At 68.6% G+C, this 19,304-nt stretch carries 19 protein-coding genes; 17 read left to right on the forward strand and 2 right to left on the reverse strand.

Features of this window, described 5'->3' with window-relative positions:
• Positions 1 to 115 precede the first annotated feature (115 nt).
• From ACVCL3_RS10050 to ACVCL3_RS10065, 4 genes are read left to right on the forward strand one after another with little or no spacing between them, the layout of a single operon-like run.
• Positions 116 to 934 carry a glycosyltransferase family 2 protein gene (locus ACVCL3_RS10050; RefSeq protein WP_395120985.1) on the forward strand — a complete coding sequence of 273 codons (819 nt, stop codon included), beginning with the start codon at positions 116 to 118 and terminating at the stop codon, positions 932 to 934.
• Positions 931 to 1,962, forward strand: coding sequence for a CDP-glycerol glycerophosphotransferase family protein (locus ACVCL3_RS10055; protein ID WP_447101161.1), 1,032 nt, complete (start codon positions 931 to 933; stop codon positions 1,960 to 1,962). The genes ACVCL3_RS10050 and ACVCL3_RS10055 overlap by 4 nt, the downstream gene beginning before the upstream one ends.
• A 57-nt stretch (positions 1,963 to 2,019) precedes the next feature.
• Entirely contained in the window at positions 2,020 to 3,744 is a 1,725-nt protein-coding gene (locus ACVCL3_RS10060) for an ArnT family glycosyltransferase (RefSeq protein ID WP_447101162.1), read from the forward strand.
• Positions 3,741 to 4,085, forward strand: coding sequence for a tetratricopeptide repeat protein (locus ACVCL3_RS10065; RefSeq protein WP_395120982.1), 345 nt, complete (start codon positions 3,741 to 3,743; stop codon positions 4,083 to 4,085). Before ACVCL3_RS10060 ends, ACVCL3_RS10065 begins: the two co-directional genes overlap by 4 nt.
• Here ACVCL3_RS10065 and ACVCL3_RS10070 read toward each other — a convergent pair.
• Positions 4,076 to 4,975, reverse strand: a complete 900-nt coding sequence (locus tag ACVCL3_RS10070; RefSeq protein WP_447101163.1) for an LpxL/LpxP family acyltransferase — start codon at positions 4,973 to 4,975, stop codon at positions 4,076 to 4,078. The two genes, ACVCL3_RS10065 and ACVCL3_RS10070, sit on opposite strands and share 10 nt — an antisense overlap.
• Before the next feature lie 144 nt (positions 4,976 to 5,119).
• Between ACVCL3_RS10070 and dtd the strand changes: the two genes are divergently transcribed.
• From dtd to ACVCL3_RS10095, 5 genes are all read left to right on the forward strand, one after another.
• Positions 5,120 to 5,560: a D-aminoacyl-tRNA deacylase gene (dtd, locus tag ACVCL3_RS10075; protein ID WP_447101164.1), complete on the forward strand. Its 441-nt coding sequence runs from the start codon at positions 5,120 to 5,122 to the stop codon at positions 5,558 to 5,560.
• 171 nt (positions 5,561 to 5,731) lie between these two features.
• Complete coding sequence (gene rpoD, locus ACVCL3_RS10080) at positions 5,732 to 7,618, forward strand: RNA polymerase sigma factor RpoD (RefSeq protein WP_447101165.1); 1,887 nt, start codon at positions 5,732 to 5,734, stop codon at positions 7,616 to 7,618.
• A 260-nt stretch (positions 7,619 to 7,878) separates the two neighbouring features.
• Positions 7,879 to 8,433 (forward strand): sigma-70 family RNA polymerase sigma factor, encoded by a 555-nt coding sequence (locus ACVCL3_RS10085; protein ID WP_395120978.1) that lies wholly within the window; start codon positions 7,879 to 7,881, stop codon positions 8,431 to 8,433.
• Complete coding sequence (locus tag ACVCL3_RS10090) at positions 8,430 to 9,092, forward strand: ChrR family anti-sigma-E factor (protein ID WP_395120977.1); 663 nt, start codon at positions 8,430 to 8,432, stop codon at positions 9,090 to 9,092. Before ACVCL3_RS10085 ends, ACVCL3_RS10090 begins: the two co-directional genes overlap by 4 nt.
• Positions 9,093 to 9,114: 22 nt before the next feature.
• The gene (locus ACVCL3_RS10095) at positions 9,115 to 10,524 is read left to right on the forward strand and encodes a cryptochrome/photolyase family protein (RefSeq protein ID WP_395121312.1); all 1,410 of its coding nucleotides are present in this window, start codon (positions 9,115 to 9,117) and stop codon (positions 10,522 to 10,524) included.
• Between the two features lie 15 nt (positions 10,525 to 10,539).
• Here the strand turns inward: ACVCL3_RS10095 and ACVCL3_RS10100 are convergent, their stop codons facing one another.
• On the reverse strand, positions 10,540 to 11,613 hold the full coding sequence (locus ACVCL3_RS10100; protein WP_447101166.1) for a sensor domain-containing diguanylate cyclase: 1,074 nt from the start codon (positions 11,611 to 11,613) through the stop codon (positions 10,540 to 10,542).
• 285 nt (positions 11,614 to 11,898) lie between these two features.
• Here ACVCL3_RS10100 and ACVCL3_RS10105 point away from each other — a divergent pair, with 285 nt between their 5' ends.
• The 8 genes from ACVCL3_RS10105 to ACVCL3_RS10140 are packed head-to-tail and all read left to right on the forward strand — an operon-like array spanning position 11,899 to position 19,269.
• Positions 11,899 to 12,897: an acyl-CoA desaturase gene (locus ACVCL3_RS10105; protein ID WP_447101167.1), complete on the forward strand. Its 999-nt coding sequence runs from the start codon at positions 11,899 to 11,901 to the stop codon at positions 12,895 to 12,897.
• A gap of 3 nt (positions 12,898 to 12,900) precedes the next feature.
• Positions 12,901 to 14,199 carry an NAD(P)/FAD-dependent oxidoreductase gene (locus ACVCL3_RS10110; RefSeq protein WP_447101168.1) on the forward strand — a complete coding sequence of 433 codons (1,299 nt, stop codon included), beginning with the start codon at positions 12,901 to 12,903 and terminating at the stop codon, positions 14,197 to 14,199.
• Positions 14,196 to 14,996, forward strand: a complete 801-nt coding sequence (locus ACVCL3_RS10115) for a DUF1365 domain-containing protein (RefSeq protein ID WP_447101169.1) — start codon at positions 14,196 to 14,198, stop codon at positions 14,994 to 14,996. Before ACVCL3_RS10110 ends, ACVCL3_RS10115 begins: the two co-directional genes overlap by 4 nt.
• A 23-nt stretch (positions 14,997 to 15,019) precedes the next feature.
• Positions 15,020 to 16,297 (forward strand): class I SAM-dependent methyltransferase, encoded by a 1,278-nt coding sequence (locus ACVCL3_RS10120; protein ID WP_447101170.1) that lies wholly within the window; start codon positions 15,020 to 15,022, stop codon positions 16,295 to 16,297.
• A complete protein-coding gene (locus ACVCL3_RS10125; RefSeq protein WP_447101171.1) occupies positions 16,294 to 16,845 on the forward strand; it encodes a DUF2878 domain-containing protein in 552 nt (183 codons plus the stop codon). The genes ACVCL3_RS10120 and ACVCL3_RS10125 overlap by 4 nt, the downstream gene beginning before the upstream one ends.
• Positions 16,842 to 17,624: a DUF1295 domain-containing protein gene (locus ACVCL3_RS10130; protein WP_447101172.1), complete on the forward strand. Its 783-nt coding sequence runs from the start codon at positions 16,842 to 16,844 to the stop codon at positions 17,622 to 17,624. The genes ACVCL3_RS10125 and ACVCL3_RS10130 overlap by 4 nt, the downstream gene beginning before the upstream one ends.
• On the forward strand, positions 17,621 to 18,736 hold the full coding sequence (locus ACVCL3_RS10135) for an SAM-dependent methyltransferase (RefSeq protein ID WP_447101173.1): 1,116 nt from the start codon (positions 17,621 to 17,623) through the stop codon (positions 18,734 to 18,736). Before ACVCL3_RS10130 ends, ACVCL3_RS10135 begins: the two co-directional genes overlap by 4 nt.
• Positions 18,733 to 19,269, forward strand: coding sequence for a lipocalin family protein (locus ACVCL3_RS10140; protein WP_395120968.1), 537 nt, complete (start codon positions 18,733 to 18,735; stop codon positions 19,267 to 19,269). Before ACVCL3_RS10135 ends, ACVCL3_RS10140 begins: the two co-directional genes overlap by 4 nt.
• Positions 19,270 to 19,304: the final 35 nt, after the last annotated feature.

The raw sequence follows: 19,304 nt of genomic DNA on the forward strand, positions 1-19,304 counted from the left end.
AGGAGGCTGCGGCGTCCGGAATCCCTCCAATCGCACGCCAGCCACGGAATTCACTCCGCATTCACAGCATAACGCAGCGGCGGACCACTCGCATGATTCGGCTAGAATCGCCGCCATGCCCGCGTTTCCCCTGACCCTCGCCGTGATCACCCGCAACGAGGCGGCCCACATCGCCCGCTGCCTGGACAGCGTGCCGTTTGCCGCCGAGAAACTGGTCGTCGATTGCGGCAGCGACGACGACACCGTGGCGATCGCGCAGGCGCATGGCGCGCGCGTCGTCCACCAGGACTGGCTGGGTTTCGGGCCGCAGCGCAATTTCGCCGCCGGCCAGTGCGCGCACGACTGGATCCTGGTCCTGGACGCCGACGAATACCTCGGCGGCGACCTCGCCGACGAACTGCAGCGGCGCCTGCCCGCACTGATGGCCGGCCACGCTGCCGCCGCGTACCTGCGCCGCAGCACGGTCTACATGGGCGCGCCGATGCGCTGGTACCGGCCAGCCACGGGCGAGCGCATGGCCCGCCTGTACCACCGCGGCCGTGCGCGCTGGAGCGATGCGCGCGTGCACGAATCGCTGCAGTTCGACGGCCCCGCGCCCACCCTGCGCGGCAGCTTCCTGCATACCAACAACCCGACCCTGGTGCACAAGCAGCTCAAGGTGCTGCAGTACGCCGAGCTGAAATGCCGCGACTGGCTGGACAAGGGCAAGCCGGCGCGGATGTGGCAGGCGCCGTTCGTCTACGTGCTGGCTTTCCTCAAGGATTACCTGTTCCGGCTGGCCTGCCTGGATGGCTGGCGCGGCTTCGTGATCGCGCAGACCGCCGCCAGCTACGCACTGTACAAGCGCATGCGCTACTACGAGATGACGCGCAACCCGGCATCCGTCGAACAGGCCGCCAGCGCGCTGCGCGCGCAGGGCGCGAGCATCGAATGAACAGTCCCAGACGCTACCTGATGTACGGCTCCGAGCGCTACGCGCTGGCCATCCTGCGCCCGCTGCAGGAGGCGGTGCGCGCCCGCGGCGGCGAGGCGGCGTGGTTTTTCGACGGCCCCGGCGCCGAGGATCTGGTCGAGGGCGAGCGCCTGCTCGACGTGGCCGGCGTGCGCGCATGGAAGCCCGACGCCGTGCTGACCCCGGGCAATCACCTGCCGCATTTCTTCACCGGCGTGAAGGTCGAGGTGTTCCACGGTTTCGATGCGGGCAAGCCGCGCCACATCTACATCCGCGGTTTCTTCGATCTCTACTGCACCACCGGTCCACGCGATACCGCCCAGTTCCAGGCGCTGGCGGACCGGCTCGGCCACTTCACGGTGACCGAGACCGGCTGGCCCAAGCTAGACCCGTTCATGCGCGAGATCGCCGGTCCGCTGCCGCCGGTGCGCCGGCCGCCGGTGATCCTCTACCACTCCACCTTTTCGCCGTCGTGGAGTGCCGCCGAGACGTTGTACGAGGAAGTGAAGCGGTTGTCGCGCGACGGTCGCTGGCACTGGATCGTCACCTTCCATCCGAAGATGAACCCGGAGACCACGGCGAAGTTCAAGGCGCTGCAGAACGAGTACCTCACCTTCGCCGAGAACGACAACATCCTGGAGCTGTTCCCGCAAGTCGACATGATGTGCTCGGATACCTCCTCGGCGCTCAACGAGTTCCTGCTCACCGGCAAGCCGGTGGTGACATTCAAGAACCGGCGCCCCGGGCCGCAGTTGCTCGACATCGACGACGCGAAGGACTTCGAGCCGGCGATCGAACGCGCGCTGGCGCGGCCGCCGGAACTGATGCAGGCGATCGCCGACTATGGCAACGCCATCCATCCGCGCCGCGACGGCCGCTCCAGCGAGCGCGTGCTCGACGCGATCGACGATTTTCTCGCCCGCGGCGGTCGCAACCGCCGGCGCAAGCCGCTCAACCTGTGGCGCAAGCTGAAACTGCGTCGCCGCATCGGCTACTGGGGTCCGGCCTAGCGATGCCCTGACCCGGTCGCAGGCTAGAATCCTTCTCTCCCACCGCGAGTGCACCCCGTGCCGCCCAGCTCCTTCAGCCGTTCCGAACACCTGCGCGCGGTCTGGCCGTGGCTGCCGCTGTGGATGCTGGTGGCGCTGCTGGCGATCTTCGCGCACGGCCCGATGCCGCTGTATTCCACCCGCACGCTGGCGGTGGCCTGGGACATGTTCAGCCATGGCCAGTGGCTGGTGCCGCACATCAACGGCGCGCCGTACAGCGAGAAGGCGCCGCTGCTGTTCTGGCTGATCGAGGCCGGCTGGTTCGTGTTCGGCGTCAGCGACGTGTGGCCGCGCGTGCTGGAGGTGCTGTTCGGCGGCGCACAGCTGGTGCTGGTGTCGCTGCTGGCGCGGCGGCTGTTCCCGCACCGGCCGTGGATGGCCAAGGCCGCGCCGTGGATGCTGCTGGCGTTCGGCTACGCGTTCCTGTTCGCCTTGCAGATCATGTACGACGTGCTGCTGGCGGTCTGGGTGCTGGCCGCGCTGCTGTGCCTTACGCCGAAGCCGCGACGGGTCGAGCCGCGCTGGCTGCTGTTCGGCGTCTGCGTGGGGCTGGGGTTGCTGACCAAGGGCCCGGTGATGCTGCTGCACGTCGCCTTCCCGTGGCTGCTCGGGCCGCTGTGGAACGAATGGGCGCGCGAGCATCGCGCGCGCTGGTACGGCTCCGGCGTGCTGTCGCTGTTGCTCGGCGGCGCGATGCTGCTGGCATGGGCGTTGCCGGCCGGCCTGGTCGGGGGGGACGCCTATCGCGAACGGCTGTTCTTCACCCAGACCGCCGGGCGCGTGGTCGACAAACTGTCCGAAGGCAAGGATCTGCAGAACCACGCCGAACCGTTCTGGTTCTACGTGCTGTGGTTGCCGGTGCTGCTGTTCCCGTTCAGCGGCTGGCCGCGCGCGTGGGTGGCCGTGGCCGGGCTGCGCCGGCCGCTGGAATCGGGCCTGCGCTTCGCGCTGTGCTGGCTGGTTCCCGCATTCGTGGTGTTCTCGCTGATCAGCGGCAAGCAGCTGTATTACCCGCTGCCGGAGCTGGCCGGCGTGGCTCTGCTGATGGCCGGTGCGATCGCCGTGCTGCGCGAGCGCCGCGCCGCGCTGGCCAACCATTACGCGATCGGCACCTGGCCGCTGGGCGTGGGGGGGATCGTCTTCGCGCTGCTGCTGTTCGCGCTGCCCATGCTGGTGGAGCACGCCGTCGTGCAGGGCGACTGGGCGCACACGGTCGCGCCGTACAGCCGCTACTTCAGCGTGATCTTCCTGCTGCTCGGCATCCTGCTGCTGATGCGCGGCCGCGGCGAGCTGCGCCGGCTGGCGGTGGCCGGGCTGATCGGCGTGTTCGCGCTGAATGCGCTGTTCACGCTGACCCTGTGGCCGCGCTGGGACCTGCGCCCGTCGGCCGAACTGCTGGGCCGCGCCGAGCAGGCCGGCCACCCGCTGGCCTTCATGGGCAGCTACGCCGGCGAGTTCCACTTCGCCGGCCGGCTGACCCGGCCGATCACCGAGCTGTACGGCGACCAGGCGCTGGCCGATTACGCACGCGCGCATCCCGATGCGCTGGTGGTCGACCGGCCGGACCACCTGACCCCGGCCGACCTGCGCTACGCCTTGCTGGCGCAGCCGTTCCGCTCGTCGTGGGTGGTGATCTGGACGGCCAGTTCGCTGGCCGATCTGCGCGCCGGCCACACGCCGCCGGAACCGGCACAGCCGACCCAGCTCTATCCGGCCGACGAACGCCGCTACCGCCTGCCTTGAACGCCCTGCTCGACAATCTGCGCCGCCAATGCGACGGCCCGCGCGATGGCGCGCTGCTGCGCTACTCGCTGGGCAGCGCCCTGCTTGATGCGGGCGACGCCGCCGGTGCGGTGGCAGCACTCGAACGCGCGCTGGAGTTCGACCCGACCTATTCGGCCGCGTGGAAACTGTTGGGCAAGGCGCGACTCGCCAGCGGCGAGCCCGCCTCGGCGGCCGACGCCTGGCGTCGCGGCATCGCCGCCGCCGGCGCACGCGGCGACAAGCAGGCCGAAAAGGAGATGACCGTGTTCCTGCGCCGGCTGGAGAAATCGCCCGCGCCGGGCGACGCGGCTCAGTCCTGACGCCTCTCGTCGTCGTACGGACTGACCAGGCCCACCGCCGACCAGCGCTTGTACTGCCACTGGTACTGCGCGAACGCTTGCTCGACGCAATCCTGCACGCCGCGATTGAGCGCCGTGCAGGCGACCTGCGGGTCGGCATCGGCGATGCCGGGCGGCGCCTCGCGCAGGTGGATGCGGTAGCCCGCGCCGGCGGGCAAGCGTTCGGCGAAGGCGAACAGCACCGTGGCGCCGGTGCGTGCGGCCAGCCGCGGCAGCAGCACCATGGTCAGCGCATCGCGGCCGAAGAACGGGGCCAGCCGCCCCTCGCCCGCGCGCGGCTTCTGGTCAGGCAGGATGCCCACCGCGCCGCCGGCGGCCACCCGCTTGTACAAGGCGCGCACGCCGGCGCCGTCGGCGCGGATCTGCTCGGGCGCCAGCGCCCCGCGCACCTTGCGCAGCAGGCCCTCGATGGCGGCGATGCGCGGCGGCCGGTACAGGATCGCCATCGGCGTCTTGCGGCACAGCCAGTAGTTCAGCAACTCCCAGCAGCCCAGGTGCGGCGCGGCAATGATCACGCCCCTGCCCGCCGCCAGCGCGGCATCGAGCAGCGCCTCACCGCGCACCTCGCGCACCAGATCCAGCGCGCGTTCGGCGCCACCGCCCCACACCTTGACGATCTCGGTGATCGACTTGCCGCTCTCGCCCATCACCTCGCGCAGCAGCTCGCGCTGGCGCACCGCGTCCGGCAACGGCCGCGCGATCCGCAGGTTCACCGCGGTGTGATGGGCCGTGCGCCCCCCGCGCCACAGCACCAGCCGCCCCAGCCCCGCCCCGATGCCATGCAGCGCCCGCAACGGCAACAGCGCCAGCAGGCGCAACAGCAGATAGATCATGTAGATGTCGAAACGCATGAGCGAAAGTGTAGCTGGGCCGGAAATGGGGAATCGGGAATGGGAATAGTCAGGTGCGCACCGGATGGGCTCGCCCGACTGCGTGGCATCAGCCGCCGGGCGCTATGCTTTTCCCATTCCCGATTCCCCATTCCCGGCCACCCCATGATCTCCCTCATCCAGCGCGTGACCTCCGCCAGCGTGCGGGTCGAGGACGAGACCGTCGGCGCGATCGACGCCGGCCTGCTCGCGCTGGTCGCGGTGCAGCCGGAGGATGGCGAGGCGCAGGCCCGGCGCATGCTGGAACGGTTGCTCGGCTACCGCGTGTTCGCCGACGATGCCGGCCGCATGAACCGCTCGCTGCGCGACACCGGCGGCGGCCTGCTGCTGGTCAGCCAGTTCACCCTGGCCGCCGACACCCGCTCGGGGATGCGCCCCAGCTTCACCCGCGCCGCCGCGCCCGAGCATGCGCGCCACTGGTTTGACTACCTGCTGGGACTGGCGCGGGTTGCCCATCCGAGGGTGGAAACCGGACGCTTCGGTGCCCATATGGTGGTCCAGCTGGTCAACGACGGCCCGGTCACCTTCTGGCTGGACACTGCCTGACCGAGGTGCCGCGCGGCACCCCGCAGACAGCGCCAACACCGCGGTCTGGCTCGAATTTTGCGTGTCGTCCGACGCGGCAGACGACAGAATTTTTCACTTGAAAACTGGTCAGAAAAGCAGCACATCGCTATAATGTCCGGTTCTTGCACCCCTTTGGCGGTCGGTCAATCCATGAACAGCAAAGCTCCCCATGAGCAACAGTCGGAAATCAAGGCACTCATCTCGAAGGGCCTGGAGCAGGGCTATCTGACCTACGCCGAGATCAACGATCACCTCCCCGACGACATCGTCGACCCGGAGCAGATCGAAGACATCATGGCGGTGCTCAAGGGCGTCGGCATCGAAGTCCATGACGCCGCGCCGGATACCGACACCATCTCCGACAGCGCCGCCCCCGGCGGCGGCCCGGGCGATGACGACTCCGCCGCCGAAGAGGCCGTGGCGCTGCTCTCCGCCGTGGACGCCGAAGTGGGCCGCACCACCGACCCGGTGCGCATGTACATGCGCGAGATGGGCACGGTCGAGCTGCTCACCCGCGAGGGCGAGATCGCCATCGCCAAGCGCATCGAGGAAGGCCTGGGCCAGGTGCAGACCGCACTGGCCAGTTTCCCGCTGACCATCGAGCTGCTGCTGGAGGAATACGACCAGCACCTGGACGGCAAGCGCCGCCTCAGCGAGATCCTGGCCGGCTTCCTCGACCTGGAGGAAGCCGCCGACCTCGCCCGCAAGGAGAAGGAAGCCGCCGCCGCCGAGGCCGCCGAGCTTGGCCTGGACGAGGAATCCGATGGCGACGACGAGGATTCCGACGACTCCAGCGAAGAGGAAGAAGCCGGCCCCACCGGTCCGGACCCGGAGGAGGTCAAGCGCCGCATGGAGCTGCTGCGCGAGTACTACGCCAAGTTCCAGAAGGCCGCGCCGAAAGCCGCCAGCATCACCGACAAGAAGATCGTCAAGCTGCGCGACCAGATGGCCGAGGAGTTCCTCAAGCTCAAGCTGCCCAGCGCCCTGATCGACGGCTTCGTGCGCAAGCTGCGCGAGGTGGTGGGCGACATCCGCCACCACGAGCGCGTGCTGCTGGACATCTTCGTCAAGCAGGTGAAGATGCCCAAGGCCGAGTTCATCAAGGCGTTTCCCAGCAACGAGGGCAACCTCGAGTGGGTCGCCGAGCTCAGCCGCAAGCGGCAGAAGTGGTCGCCGAACATCAAGACCTACCGCGAGGCGATCGACGCCGAGCAGGAGAAGCTGGCCGCGATCGAGCGCAAGCTGTTCCTGCCGCTGATCGACATCAAGGACATCAACCGCGCCATGGCCAGTGGCGAGGCCAAGGCCCGCCGCGCCAAGAAGGAAATGGTCGAGGCGAACCTGCGCCTGGTGATCTCGATCGCCAAGAAGTACACCAACCGCGGCCTGCAGTTCCTCGACCTGATCCAGGAAGGCAACATCGGCCTGATGAAGGCGGTGGACAAGTTCGAATACCGCCGCGGCTACAAGTTCTCGACCTATGCCACCTGGTGGATCCGCCAGGCGATCACCCGCTCGATCGCCGACCAGGCGCGCACCATCCGCATCCCGGTGCACATGATCGAGACGATCAACAAGTTGAACCGCATTTCCCGCCAGATGCTGCAGCAGTTCGGCCGCGAGGCGACGCCGGAGGAACTGGCCAAGGAAATGGAGATGCCCGAGGACAAGATCCGCAAGGTGCTGAAGATCGCGAAGGAACCGATCTCGATGGAAACCCCGATCGGCGACGACGAGGATTCCCACCTGGGCGACTTCATCGAGGACGGCAACGCCAGCTCGCCGATCGATTCGGCGACGGAAACCGGCCTGATGGAAACCGTGCGCGACGTGCTCGCCGGGCTCACCCCGCGGGAGGCCAAGGTGCTGCGCATGCGCTTCGGCATCGACATGAACACCGACCACACCCTGGAAGAGGTCGGCAAGCAGTTCGACGTCACCCGCGAGCGGATCCGCCAGATCGAGGCCAAGGCGCTGCGCAAGCTGCGCCACCCGAGCCGCTCCGAACAGCTGCGCTCGTTCCTCGACGTCGAGTAGGCGCACGCCAACGCACCACCGGAACAGCCCCGCCACGTGCGGGGCTTTCTTTTGCCCGGCCGCTCGCCGGCGATTTTCGATGCGGTTGAATCCGAATGGCCGCGCCCGCCGTATGCCTGTGACAGGGAGCATGTCCGATCGTCGGGCATGTGGCCCCGGTCGCCAGCGGAAAGTTGCGTATGATGGGTCCGGATCGCTCTGCCACCGAGGTGACGCCCTTTCGGGCGATACGACCCGTGCCTGCCGCCGTGAACCACGCCATGCCTGACGCACGTTACTGGTCGACGCAGATGGCCGCCGTGTCCGCGCAGCGTGACCGCGCGAGTTTCATGCGCATCTTCGATCACTTCGCGCCACGCCTGCAGCGCTACCTGCGCAACCTCGGCGTGCCCGAATCGATCGCCGACGAGCTGGTGCAGGAGGCCTTGCTGACGCTGTGGCGCAAGGCCGCGATGTTCGATCCGGCGCGCGCCAGCCTCGCCACCTGGCTGTATCGCGTGGCGCGCAACCTCTACATCGACCACGTGCGCAGGGAACCGCACTGGTCGCCGATCCAGGAAGGCCTGGACCAGCTCGACCAGCTCGAATCCGGCCGGCTCGACTCGCAGCCCGAATCCTCCTTCGACCAGGACCTGTTGAAGCAGGCCATCGATCAACTTCCCCCGGTGCAGGCCAAGCTGGTTCGCATGTGTTACCTCGAAAGCAAAAGCCACAGCGAGATCGCGCGGGAGCTGGACATGCCGCTGGGCTCGGTCAAATCCTCGCTGCGGCGCTCGTTCGCCAAACTGCAGGGCAGCATGAGGGGCGCGCGATGAAGCCGAATCGTCACCTCGACGACGCCACCCTGATCGGCTATTCCGCCGGCGCCCTGCCCGCCGCGCTGGCGGTGGTTGCGGCGGCTCATCTGGAACGCTGCGCGGAGTGCCGCGCGCATCTGCGGGACGCCGACCAGATCGGCGGTGCCCTGCTGCAACAGCAACGCGCAGAAGGCCCGGCGGAGGATGCGCGCATCGCGATCCTGGCCCGGCTCGATGCCGAGCCGGAGACCGGGCAGGCGGCGTTGCCGCCCGAGGCCGTCGATGCCCGCGATCCCGATCGCCTGCCGCGCGCCCTGCACCCGTGGTTCGGCCAGTCCCTGCGCGCGTTGCGCTGGAAGCGCGTGGCGCCGGGCGTGCAGCGCATTCGCGCCGGCGGCATCGCTGGCGGCGACCTGATGCTGCTGCGCATCGCGCCAGGCAGCAAACTGCCTCTGCACAGCCACGGCGGCAGCGAGCTGACGATGATCCTGGACGGCGCCTACGACGACCTGCTCGGTCACTTCGGCCCCGGCGACGTGGCCGACCTGGACGGCGAAACCCTGCACCAGCCGGTGACCTCGCCCGGCGTGCCGTGCATCTGCGTGGCCGCCACCGATGCGCCGCTGAAGTTCTCCGGCTGGCTCGCGCGCACGCTGCAACCGCTGTTCGGCTTCTAGAACCGTGTCCGCGCGCGACGCGATGGACACGGCGCTGGTGCTGTTCCGGCGCGACCTGCGCCTCACCGACAACCCGGCGTGGAGCGCGGCCTGTACGCAACACGCACGGGTGCTGCCGGTCTTCATCCATGCCGATGACGACGCCGGCTCCACCGGCGCCGCCAGCCGCTGGTGGCTGCACCATTCGCTGTTGGCGCTGGACCACGACTTGCGCGATGCCGGCGCCGCCCTGCACCTGCGTCGTGGCGAGCCGCTGGGCACCCTGCGCGAGCTGATCGACCGCAGCGGTGCACGCACGGTGTACTGGAACCGCTTGTACGAGCCGGCCGCGATCGAGCGTGACACGCGCATCAAGAGCGCCCTGCAGGCCGACGGCGTCGCGGTGCACAGCCACAACGCCGCGTTGTGGTGCGAGCCATGGCAGATCGCCACCCAGCAAGGCCAGCCGTACAAGGTGTTCACGCCGTACTGGCGCAACCTGCGTGCGCAACTGCAGGCGACCGGACCGCTGCCCGCGCCACGCGTGCCGGGCTGGCGCGACTTGTCCGGCAGCCTGCCGCTGGCGGCACTCGAGCTGCTGCCGCGCATCGCCTGGGCCGATGGCCTGGCCGCCAGCTGGCAACCGGGCGAAGCCGGCGCGCAGGAGTTGCTGGAGATATTCGCCGACGACGCCATCGGCGACTACGCGCACGCACGCGACCTGCCCGCGCGCCATGGCACCTCGCGGCTGTCGCCGCACCTGCACTTCGGCGAGATTTCGCCGCGGCAAATCCACTTCGAACTCGATCTTCGCGCCCGTGCCGCCGACGCCACACGCCGCCCCGACATCGAGCCGTATCTGCGCGAGCTGGGCTGGCGCGAATTTGCCCATCACCTGCTGTATCACTTTCCCCACACGCCCACCGACAACTTCAATCCGCGCTTCGACGATTTCCCGTGGGCGTCCGCGGATCAGGCCTTGCTGGAACGCTGGCAACGCGGCCGCACCGGCGTCCCGCTGGTCGACGCCGGCATGCGCGAGCTGTGGCACACCGGCTGGATGCACAACCGCGTGCGCATGGTCGTGGCCAGTTTCCTGACCAAGAACCTGCGCCAGCACTGGCAGCACGGCGCGCGCTGGTTCCGGGACACCCTGGTCGACGCGGACCTCGCCAACAATACGCTGGGCTGGCAGTGGGTGGCCGGCTGCGGCGCCGACGCGGCGCCCTACTTCCGCGTGTTCAACCCGGTGACGCAAGCACGCAAGTTCGATCCGGATGGCGCCTACCTGCGCCGCTGGTTGCCGGAACTGGCCGCTGCGCCCGCAGCGCTGCTCCACGAGCCGTGGAAGGACGCCGCCCTGCTTCAACGCAGCGGCTACCCCCCACCGATGGTCGATCTCGGCCAATCGCGCCAGCAGGCGCTGGATGCCTACGGCGCGCTTGCCCGCTGAGGCAGGGTTGGCTGCTCAGGTGTCGTCGCCGTCCGAGAGTGTCGCGCGGTCGCCACCGGCGGCCTTGCTGCGGTACAGCGCCCGGTCGGCGGCAGCGAGCAGCTCGTGACGCGAACCGTTCTTGCTGTGGGCGATGCCGATGCTGAGCGTGGAATCGACGCCCAGCCCGGCGGTAATCGCCGCAAAACTTTGCCGGATCAACTGCGCCCGGCTGACCAGTTCCTCGCCGCTGGCACTGCAGATGGCCATGGCAAATTCGTCACCGCCAAGGCGTGCAATCAAGTCCTCGCCGCGCACCGCCTGGCGAAGCGATGCACCGACGGCGGCCAGCACCTCGTTGCCCATGTGGTGACCCATCGTGTCGTTGATCGTCTTGAAGCGATCGGCGTCGATCAGCAGCACGCCGATGCCGTAATGAAGACGGCCGGAGCGCGCCAGCGTGTCCTCCCAGCGGGCGACGAACGCGCGCCGGTTCGGCAGGCCGGTGAGGTCGTCGGTATGCGCCAGGTGGGCCATGCGCTCGACTTCGACCGCGTTCCGGCTGGCCTCTTCGATTGCTTCCCGCGCCTCCTGCTCGGCAGCGGTTGCCCGTCTCAGCGCAAGGGTCTTCTCGAGCTCGATCTGCAGCAGCTGCTGCACGGCGTCGGCAATGCATTGCAAGGCCTCGACCTGGTCCCCGCTCAACCCGATCGGGCGGCGGCTGGCACTGCATACCGTGCCGATCGTGATGTCGCCAGCAAGGATCGGCACGGCGACGAAGCTCTTGATGCCCGCTGTCTGCGCGTCGCCCGTGGCCACCACGTCGCGGCCCACGTCCATGCTGGCCGCCTGGCCGGCGAGGAACATGGAGCGGCACATCGAGTCATGCCAGGCGGTCTGGCTTTTCTCGACGATCTGCAACTCCCCGGTGTTCAGGCTGAACAGCACGTCTTGCCGCTGCGCTTCCCAGTCAATCGCGGTCACGAAACTGGTTTCCATGCCGGTGATGTGCTGGACCACGCGCAGCAGGGGGCGAGACACGGTTTCCAGCGCCGACGATGGGTCGGCGATGGACTGCGGCCCGGGCAAGGCGAGATCGGTACTGGACATGCGAACTCCTTGGCTCACCCAAGGCGTGTCCTGCATGGATGCGGCAACGACTCGATTGGTGACCCATTTTGCGATTTTTCACTCGTTGCGCAATGCGGTATCGGCGCGGCCACGAAGATCTTGATGCTCGCTGCCTGCGCGTCGCCCGTCGCCGGCAAGGCGAGATCGGCACTGAACAGCACACCCCGCCGCGAGGTGGCGTGAACGACGGCTTCGCATCCGCATGCATCCGCGGCGCCATTCGCGCCGTATGCGTCAATGAACCGCTCACCGGATGTTTCCCTGATGGCCGCCCGATCGACATCGCCTGCAACTCCCTCGCCCCCTCAGGCACCCGCCGATGGCGCCGTGGCGGCCGTGGAGCGCTCCTGGGCGGCCCGTACGCTGCGCCGCTGGTTCGACACCAGCACCGTGGTGGAGATCGACGAGCGCCGCGAGGACCGGATCGACTGGCTGCGCGCGGCCCCGTTCGTCGCGATGCACCTAGCCTGCCTCGGGGTGATCCGGGTCGGCGTGTCGCCGGTCGCGTTGGGCGTGGCGGGCGCGCTCTACATGCTGCGCATGTTCGCGCTGACCGGCTTCTACCACCGCTATTTTTCGCACCGCTCGTTCCAGACCTCGCGCGCGGTGCAATTCGTGTTCGCGCTGATCGGTGCGTCCTGCGTGCAACGCGGACCGCTGTGGTGGGCGGCGCATCACCGGCAGCACCACCGGGTTGCGGACACGCCGGCCGATCCGCATTCGCCGCGCGTGCACGGCTTCCTGTGGAGCCATGTCGGCTGGTTCCTGACCCCGCGCAATTTCCGCACGGATCTCACGCGGGTGCCGGATCTGGCGAAGTATCCCGAGCTGCGCTGGCTGGACCGCTTCGACATCGCGGTGCCGCTGCTGCTGGCCATGGCGATGTACGGGCTGGGCGCGTTGCTGCAACACGTGGCGCCGCAGCTGGGCACCAGTGGCGGGCAGATGCTGGTGTGGGGTTTCTTCGTATCCACCATCGTGTTGTTCCACGCCACGGTGACGATCAACTCGCTGGCGCATCGCTTCGGCCGTCGTCGTTACGCGACGAAGGACGACAGCCGCAACAACCTGTGGCTGGCGCTGCTGACGTTCGGCGAAGGCTGGCACAACAACCACCACTTCTTCCCCGGCTCCAGTCGCCAGGGCTTCCGCTGGTGGGAAGTCGACGTGACCTGGTACGGACTGAAGCTGATGGCGATGCTGGGCCTGGTGCGCGGGTTGAAACCGGTGCCGGCGTGGGTGCTGGCCAGGGCGGGGAGCTGAGCGATGCGCATCGCCGTGGTCGGGTCGGGCATCGCGGGGCTGGCGTCGGCGTGGCTGCTGTCGCGCAAGCATGAGGTGACGCTGTTCGAGGCCAATGACTATTTCGGCGGGCACACCCATACGCACGAGGTGGAGCAGGCCGGAAAAAGCTACCGCATCGACAGCGGCTTCATCGTGCACAACCCGGCGCACTATCCGCTGCTGACGCGGATGTTCGCGCAGCTGGGCGTGGCCTCGCAGCCGACCACGATGAGCTTTTCGGTGCACAGCGAGGCCAGCGGGCTGGAGTACAACGCCACCACGCTGGATACGCTGTTCTGCCAGCGCCGCAACCTGCTGTCGCCGCGCTTCCTCGGCATGGTGCGCGACCTCGCCCGCTTCTACCGCGAGGCACCCGCGCTGTTGCTCACGCCCGAGGACACGACCAGCCTCGGCGATTACCTGCTGCAGCACGGTTACGGCGCCGCGTTCCGCGACGAACATCTGATTCCGATGGCCTCGGCACTGTGGTCGTCGCCGCCCACGCAGATCCTGCAGTTTCCCGCGCGTTACCTGGTGCAGTTCATGGCCAACCACCAGATGCTGCAACTGGCCGGACGTGCGCAGTGGCGCGTGGTGAAGGGCGGCTCGTCGACCTACGTGGCGGCGTTGCGCGCGCACTGGCCGGTGCGCGAGCGGCTGAATTGTCCGGTGCATTCGATCCTGCGCCACGCTGGCGGCGTCGAGCTGTGCAGCGCGGCGGGCGTGGAGCATTTCGACCAGCTGGTGCTGGCCTGCCACAGCGATCAGGCGCTGCGCCTGCTGGGCGACGCGAACGAGCGCGAGCAATCGATCCTGGGCGCGATGACCTACCAGGCCAACGACACCGTGCTGCACACCGACGCCAGCGTGCTGCCGCGCCGGCGCAAGGCGTGGGCGGCCTGGAATGCGTGGCTGCCGCGCGATCCCGCCGCGCCGTGCACGGTCAGCTACTGCATGAACCTGCTGCAGGGCATCGCCTCGCCTGAGCCCTTCGTGGTCACCCTGAATCGCAGCGAGGCAATCGACCCGGCCAAGGTCCTGGCGCGCATGCGCTACCACCATCCGGTCTACACCCGCGCCTCGGTGCAGGCGCAGGCGCGCAAGGCCGAAATCCAGGGCTGGCGCCGCACCTGGTTTGCCGGCGCGTACTGGGGCTGGGGTTTCCACGAGGACGGCATGCGCAGCGCGGTCGAGGTGGCTGCGGCGCTGGGCGTGCACTGGCCACCGGACCATGCGCCGGCGGCGGCGACCCGATCGCACCAGGCGGAGCTGATGGCGTGACGACGAAGCCGGCCAGCTCGAAGCTGCGATTGGCCAGCGCCGTGTACGAAGGCGTGGTGCGCCACCGTCGGCATGAGCCGCACGCACACGCGTTCAGCTATCGCATGGCCCAGCTGTACCTGGACCTGGACGAGGTCGAGCGGATATTCGCCGAGCGCTGGCTGTGGTCGACCACGCATCGCAACCTGGCGCAGTTCCGCCGCAGCGACTACCTGGGACCGGCGACCCTGTCGCTGACCGATGCGGTGCGCCAGCGGGTGGAGCAAGCCACCGGCACGCGGCCGAGCGGTCCGATCCGCCTGCTCACCCACCTGCGTTACGCCGGCATGGTGTTCAACCCGGTCAGCTTCTACTACTGCTTCGCCGAGGATGGCGAAACCCTGCTGGCGGTGCTGGCCGAAATCACCAACACGCCGTGGAAGCAGCGCCACGCCTATGTGCTGCCGGTCGAGGACGCACAGGTGCATGGCCGCGCACTGCACTGGAACTTTGCCAAGACCTTCCACGTGTCGCCCTTCATGCCGATGGACTGCACCTACGACTGGCGCTTCACCGTGCCGGCCGAGGACCTGCGCGTGCACATGAACGTGATGCGCGAAGGCCGGCGCACGTTCGACGCCACGCTGAACCTGCAGCGCCTGCCGCTGACCGGCGCGTCGCTGGCGCGCGTGCTCTGGCGCTATCCGCTGATGACCGCTCAGGTGGTCGGCGCGATCCACTGGCATGCACTGCGGCTGTGGCTGAAGCGCAATCCGGTGCACGACCATCCGGCGCCGCCCGCGCGCCCTGCCGACTGAAACGAACGCTCCCGAGGTTTGCCATGAACGATATCGCCAGCACCCGTACCCGCGACGACGCCGCATTCGGCGGGCTCGATCGCTTCCTGCGCCGGCAACTGCTCGAGCGGATGCGCGGCCTGCGCCACGGCCGGCTGGTGCTGAGCGACGCCTGCGGCACGGCGGAGCTGGGTGAACCCGCCAGTGCGCAGCCCACGCTGCAGATCCACCTGCAGGTGCTGGACCCGGGCTTCTACCGCGCAGTGGCGCGTCATGGCAGCGTCGGCGCCGGCGAGTCGTACATGGACGGCCAGTGGCGCTGCGACAACCTGGTCGGCCTGATCCAGCTGCTGGTGCGCAACCGCGACCTGCTCGACGGCATGGAAAGCGGACTGGCCCGACTCGGCGGCATGGCGATGCGGCTGTGGCACGCGCTGCGTCGCAACACCCGCAACGGCAGCCGCCGCAACATCGCCGCGCACTATGACCTGGGCAACGATTTCTTCAGCCTGTTCCTCTCGGCGGACCTGATGTACTCCTCGGCGATCTGGAGCGACCCGGCCGACACGCTGGAAACCGCTTCCGCACGGAAGCTGGAGCGGATCTGCCGCCAGCTCGACCTCCAGCCCGCCGACCGGGTGATCGAGATCGGCACCGGCTGGGGCGGCTTCGCGCTGTACGCGGCGCAGCACTACGGCTGCCATGTCACCACCACCACGATCTCGCGCGAGCAGCATGCGCTGGCCAGCCAGCGCGTCGCCGAAGCCGGCATGGAGGGGCACGTCACCTTGCTGCTGGAGGATTACCGCGACCTCGAAGGCCAGTACGACAAGCTGGTCTCGATCGAGATGGTCGAGGCGATCGGCGCCCCGTATCTGGACGTCTATTTCGGCAAGCTCGGCAGCCTGCTGAAGCCGGAGGGCCTGGCGCTGGTGCAGGCGATCACCATCGAGGACCACCGCTATGCGCAGGCGTTGAGGTCGGTCGACTTCATCAAGCGCCACGTGTTTCCCGGCAGCTTCATCCCCTCCATCAGCGCGCTGCTCGCGGCCAAGACGCGCGCCAGCGACCTCGGCCTGATCCGGCTGGAGGACTTCGGCAGTTCGTACGCGCAGACGCTCAAGGCATGGCGCGAGCGCTTCATGGCCCGCCTGCCGCAAGTGCGCGCGCAGGGCTTCGACGAACGTTTCGTGCGCCTGTGGGAGTTCTACCTGGCGTATTGCGAAGGCGGCTTCCGCGAACGCTCGATCGGCGTGGCGCACCTGTTGATGGCCAAGCCGGGCCACCGCCCTGCCGCATCGTCGCCGGGCCGACCGGCATGAGTTTCTGGCTCAGCCTGATCGGCTACCAGGCCGTGTGGTTTGTCGCGGTGATCGGCGCAGGTCACGGGCTGGCGTGGCCGGGCGTGCTCGGCATGCTGGTCTACGCGCTGGTGCAGCTGGCCTGCGCCCGCAACGTCCGCGTCGATCTCGCCCTGATGGCCGCCGGACTGGTGATGGGTTTCCTGCTGGACGGTACGCTCAGTCGCAGCGGGCTGGCCGATTACGCGGCCGGCTGGCCGAACCCGGCGCTGGCACCGGCGTGGATTCTCGCGCTGTGGGTGACCTTCGCGCTGACCTTCAGCCAGTCCCTGCGCTACCTGCAGACGCGGCTGTGGCTGGCGGCGCTGCTGGGGCTGGTCGGCGGTCCGCTGGCCTATCTGGGTGCGGCGCGCGGCTGGCAGGTGGTGACGTTTGCCGAACCGACGTGGCGCGCGCTGCTGGCCCTGGCGCTCGGCTGGGCGCTGGCGACACCGGCGCTGGCGTGGCTGGCGCGCCTCGGCAGCGCCTCGACGCAGCCGCGGTCGGCAACGCGAGGAGCCCGCGCATGAATCCCTGGTGGCAACTTCTGATCGTGTGGCTGCTGGCCGCGCTGATGATGACGCTGGGTTGGCAATGGCAGCGCCGGCGCAGCAATGCGGGCATCGTCGACGTGCTGTGGGCGGCAGGCGTGGGCGGCAGCGCCGTCCTGCTGGCGTTCACCGGCAGCGGCGCGCCGTGGACACGCGCGATGCTGGCATGCCTCGGCGGCGCGTGGGGCCTGCGCTTGTCCCTGCACCTCTGGCGGCGCGTGCGTGGCGAAGCGGAGGACGGTCGCTATCGCAACCTGCGCGCGCACTGGCAGGGCGCGCAGTGGAAGTTCTTCGCCTTCTTCCAGTTCCAGGCCTTCCTGATCGTGTTGTTCGCGCTGCCGTTCGCGGCGGTCGCGCGCAACCCGCAGGCGTCCGCGCCGTGGCTGGCCGCGGCGGTGGCCATCTGGCTGCTGGGCATGCTCGGCGAGTCGATCGCCGACGCGCAGCTGGCACGCTTCCGCGCCGATCCGGCCCACCGCGGACGCACCTGCCGCGAAGGCCTGTGGCGGTATTCGCGCCACCCGAACTACTTCTTCGAATGGCTGCACTGGTTCGCCTACGCCTGCCTGGCGTTCGGTTCGCCGATCGGTTGGCTGGCGTGGTCCGGGCCGCTGGTCATGTACGTGTTCCTGCGCTGGATCAGCGGCGTGCCGTACACCGAGGCACAGGCGCTGCGCACGCGCGGCGAGGACTACCGCGATTATCAACGCACCACTCCCATGTTGATTCCCTGGTTTCCCAAGAGGCCCTCACGATGACCACCCCCGCTTCCACCGAACTGGCCAGCGAGCGCCCCGCGCCAGGCCTGCTGGGCATGGCCGAACGCGGCCGCATCCCCGACGCGCTGTTGCGCCAGGGCATCCGCCGACTGTGTGCGCAACGGCTGCGCGAGGAACAGGCCGGTGACCTGGACGCGCAAGCCGAGCGATATGCGCAGCGCATCGAGATGCTGCGCCACAGCCCGGTGGCGATCCACACCGACGCGGCCAACGCGCAGCACTACGAATTGCCGCCGGCATTCTTCGAGCTCTGCCTGGGCAAGCGCCTGAAGTATTCGTCCTGCTACTACCCGCGCGGCGACGAGTCGCTGGACCAGGCCGAGGAGGCGATGCTCAGGCTGTATAGCGAACGCGCCCAGCTCGCCGATGGCCAGTCGATACTCGAACTCGGCTGCGGCTGGGGCTCGCTGACCCTGTGGATGGCCGAGCATTTTCCGAGCGCGCGGATCACCGCGGTATCCAACTCCACCCCGCAGCGCCAGCACATCGAGGCGCAATGCCGCCGACGTGGCCTGTTCAACGTGCAGGTGATCACCTGCGACGTCAACGCGCTGCAACTCGATCCGGCGCAGTTCGACCGCTGCGTGTCGATCGAGATGTTCGAGCACATGCGCAACTACGAGACGCTGCTGAACCGCATCGCCGGCTGGCTGAAACCCGGCGGCAAACTGTTCGTGCACATCTTCGCGCACCGCACCGCGATGTATCCGTTCGAGACCGAGGGCGACGACAACTGGATGGGCCGGCACTTCTTCACCGGCGGGCTGATGCCGGCGTCGGACACCTTGCTGTGGTTCCAGTCCGCGCTGCACATCGAGCAGCGCTGGCATGTCGACGGCACGCACTACCAGCGCACCGCCAACCACTGGCTGGCCAACCAGGATGCGCACCACGACGAGGTGATGAAGGTGCTGGCGCAAGCCTACGGCAGCAAGGCCGCGCCGCTGTGGTTCCAGCGCTGGCGCATGTTCTGGATGTCCTGCGCCGAGCTGTTCGGCTACGCCGACGGCCAGCAGTGGCTGGTCGCGCACTACCGCTTCGTGCGCCCCGCGGTCGACACCCGCCCCTCGATCGCCGCGGAGACGCCATGAGAATCCTGACGACCTTTTTGCTGGCCTGCCTCATGCTGTTCAACGTCAACACTTTCGCCAGGGAGCTGCCGCCGATCACGCCGGTGGCCCATGTCGACCTGCCCCGCTTCATGGGCGACTGGTACGTGATCGCCACCATCCCCACCCGCTTCGAGAAGAACGCGTACAACGCGGTCGAGGTCTACACGCTGAGGCCCGATGGCAACGTCGCCACCTCGTTCCACTTCCGCAACGGCAGCTTCGACGGCGAACGCAAGGAGATCCACTCCACCGGCTTCGTCAAGCCCGGCACCGGCAACGCGGTGTGGGGCGTGCAGGTATTCTGGCCGCTGAAGGCGCAGTACATCGTGGCCTGGCTGAAGGACGACTACAGCCAGGTCATCGTGGCACGCGATGCGCGCGACTACATGTGGGTGATGGCGCGCACGCCGACCATCGCGCAGGCCGACTACGACGCGCTGCTGGCGCGGGTGCAGGCGCTGGGCTACCCGATGGACAAGGTGCGCAAGGTGCCCCAGCAAGCCAGACAATGACCGGACAACCCGCCGCGCCTGCCAGGAAGCCCCGC

It is taken from the genome of Rhodanobacter sp. UC4437_H4 (assembly GCF_052978425.1).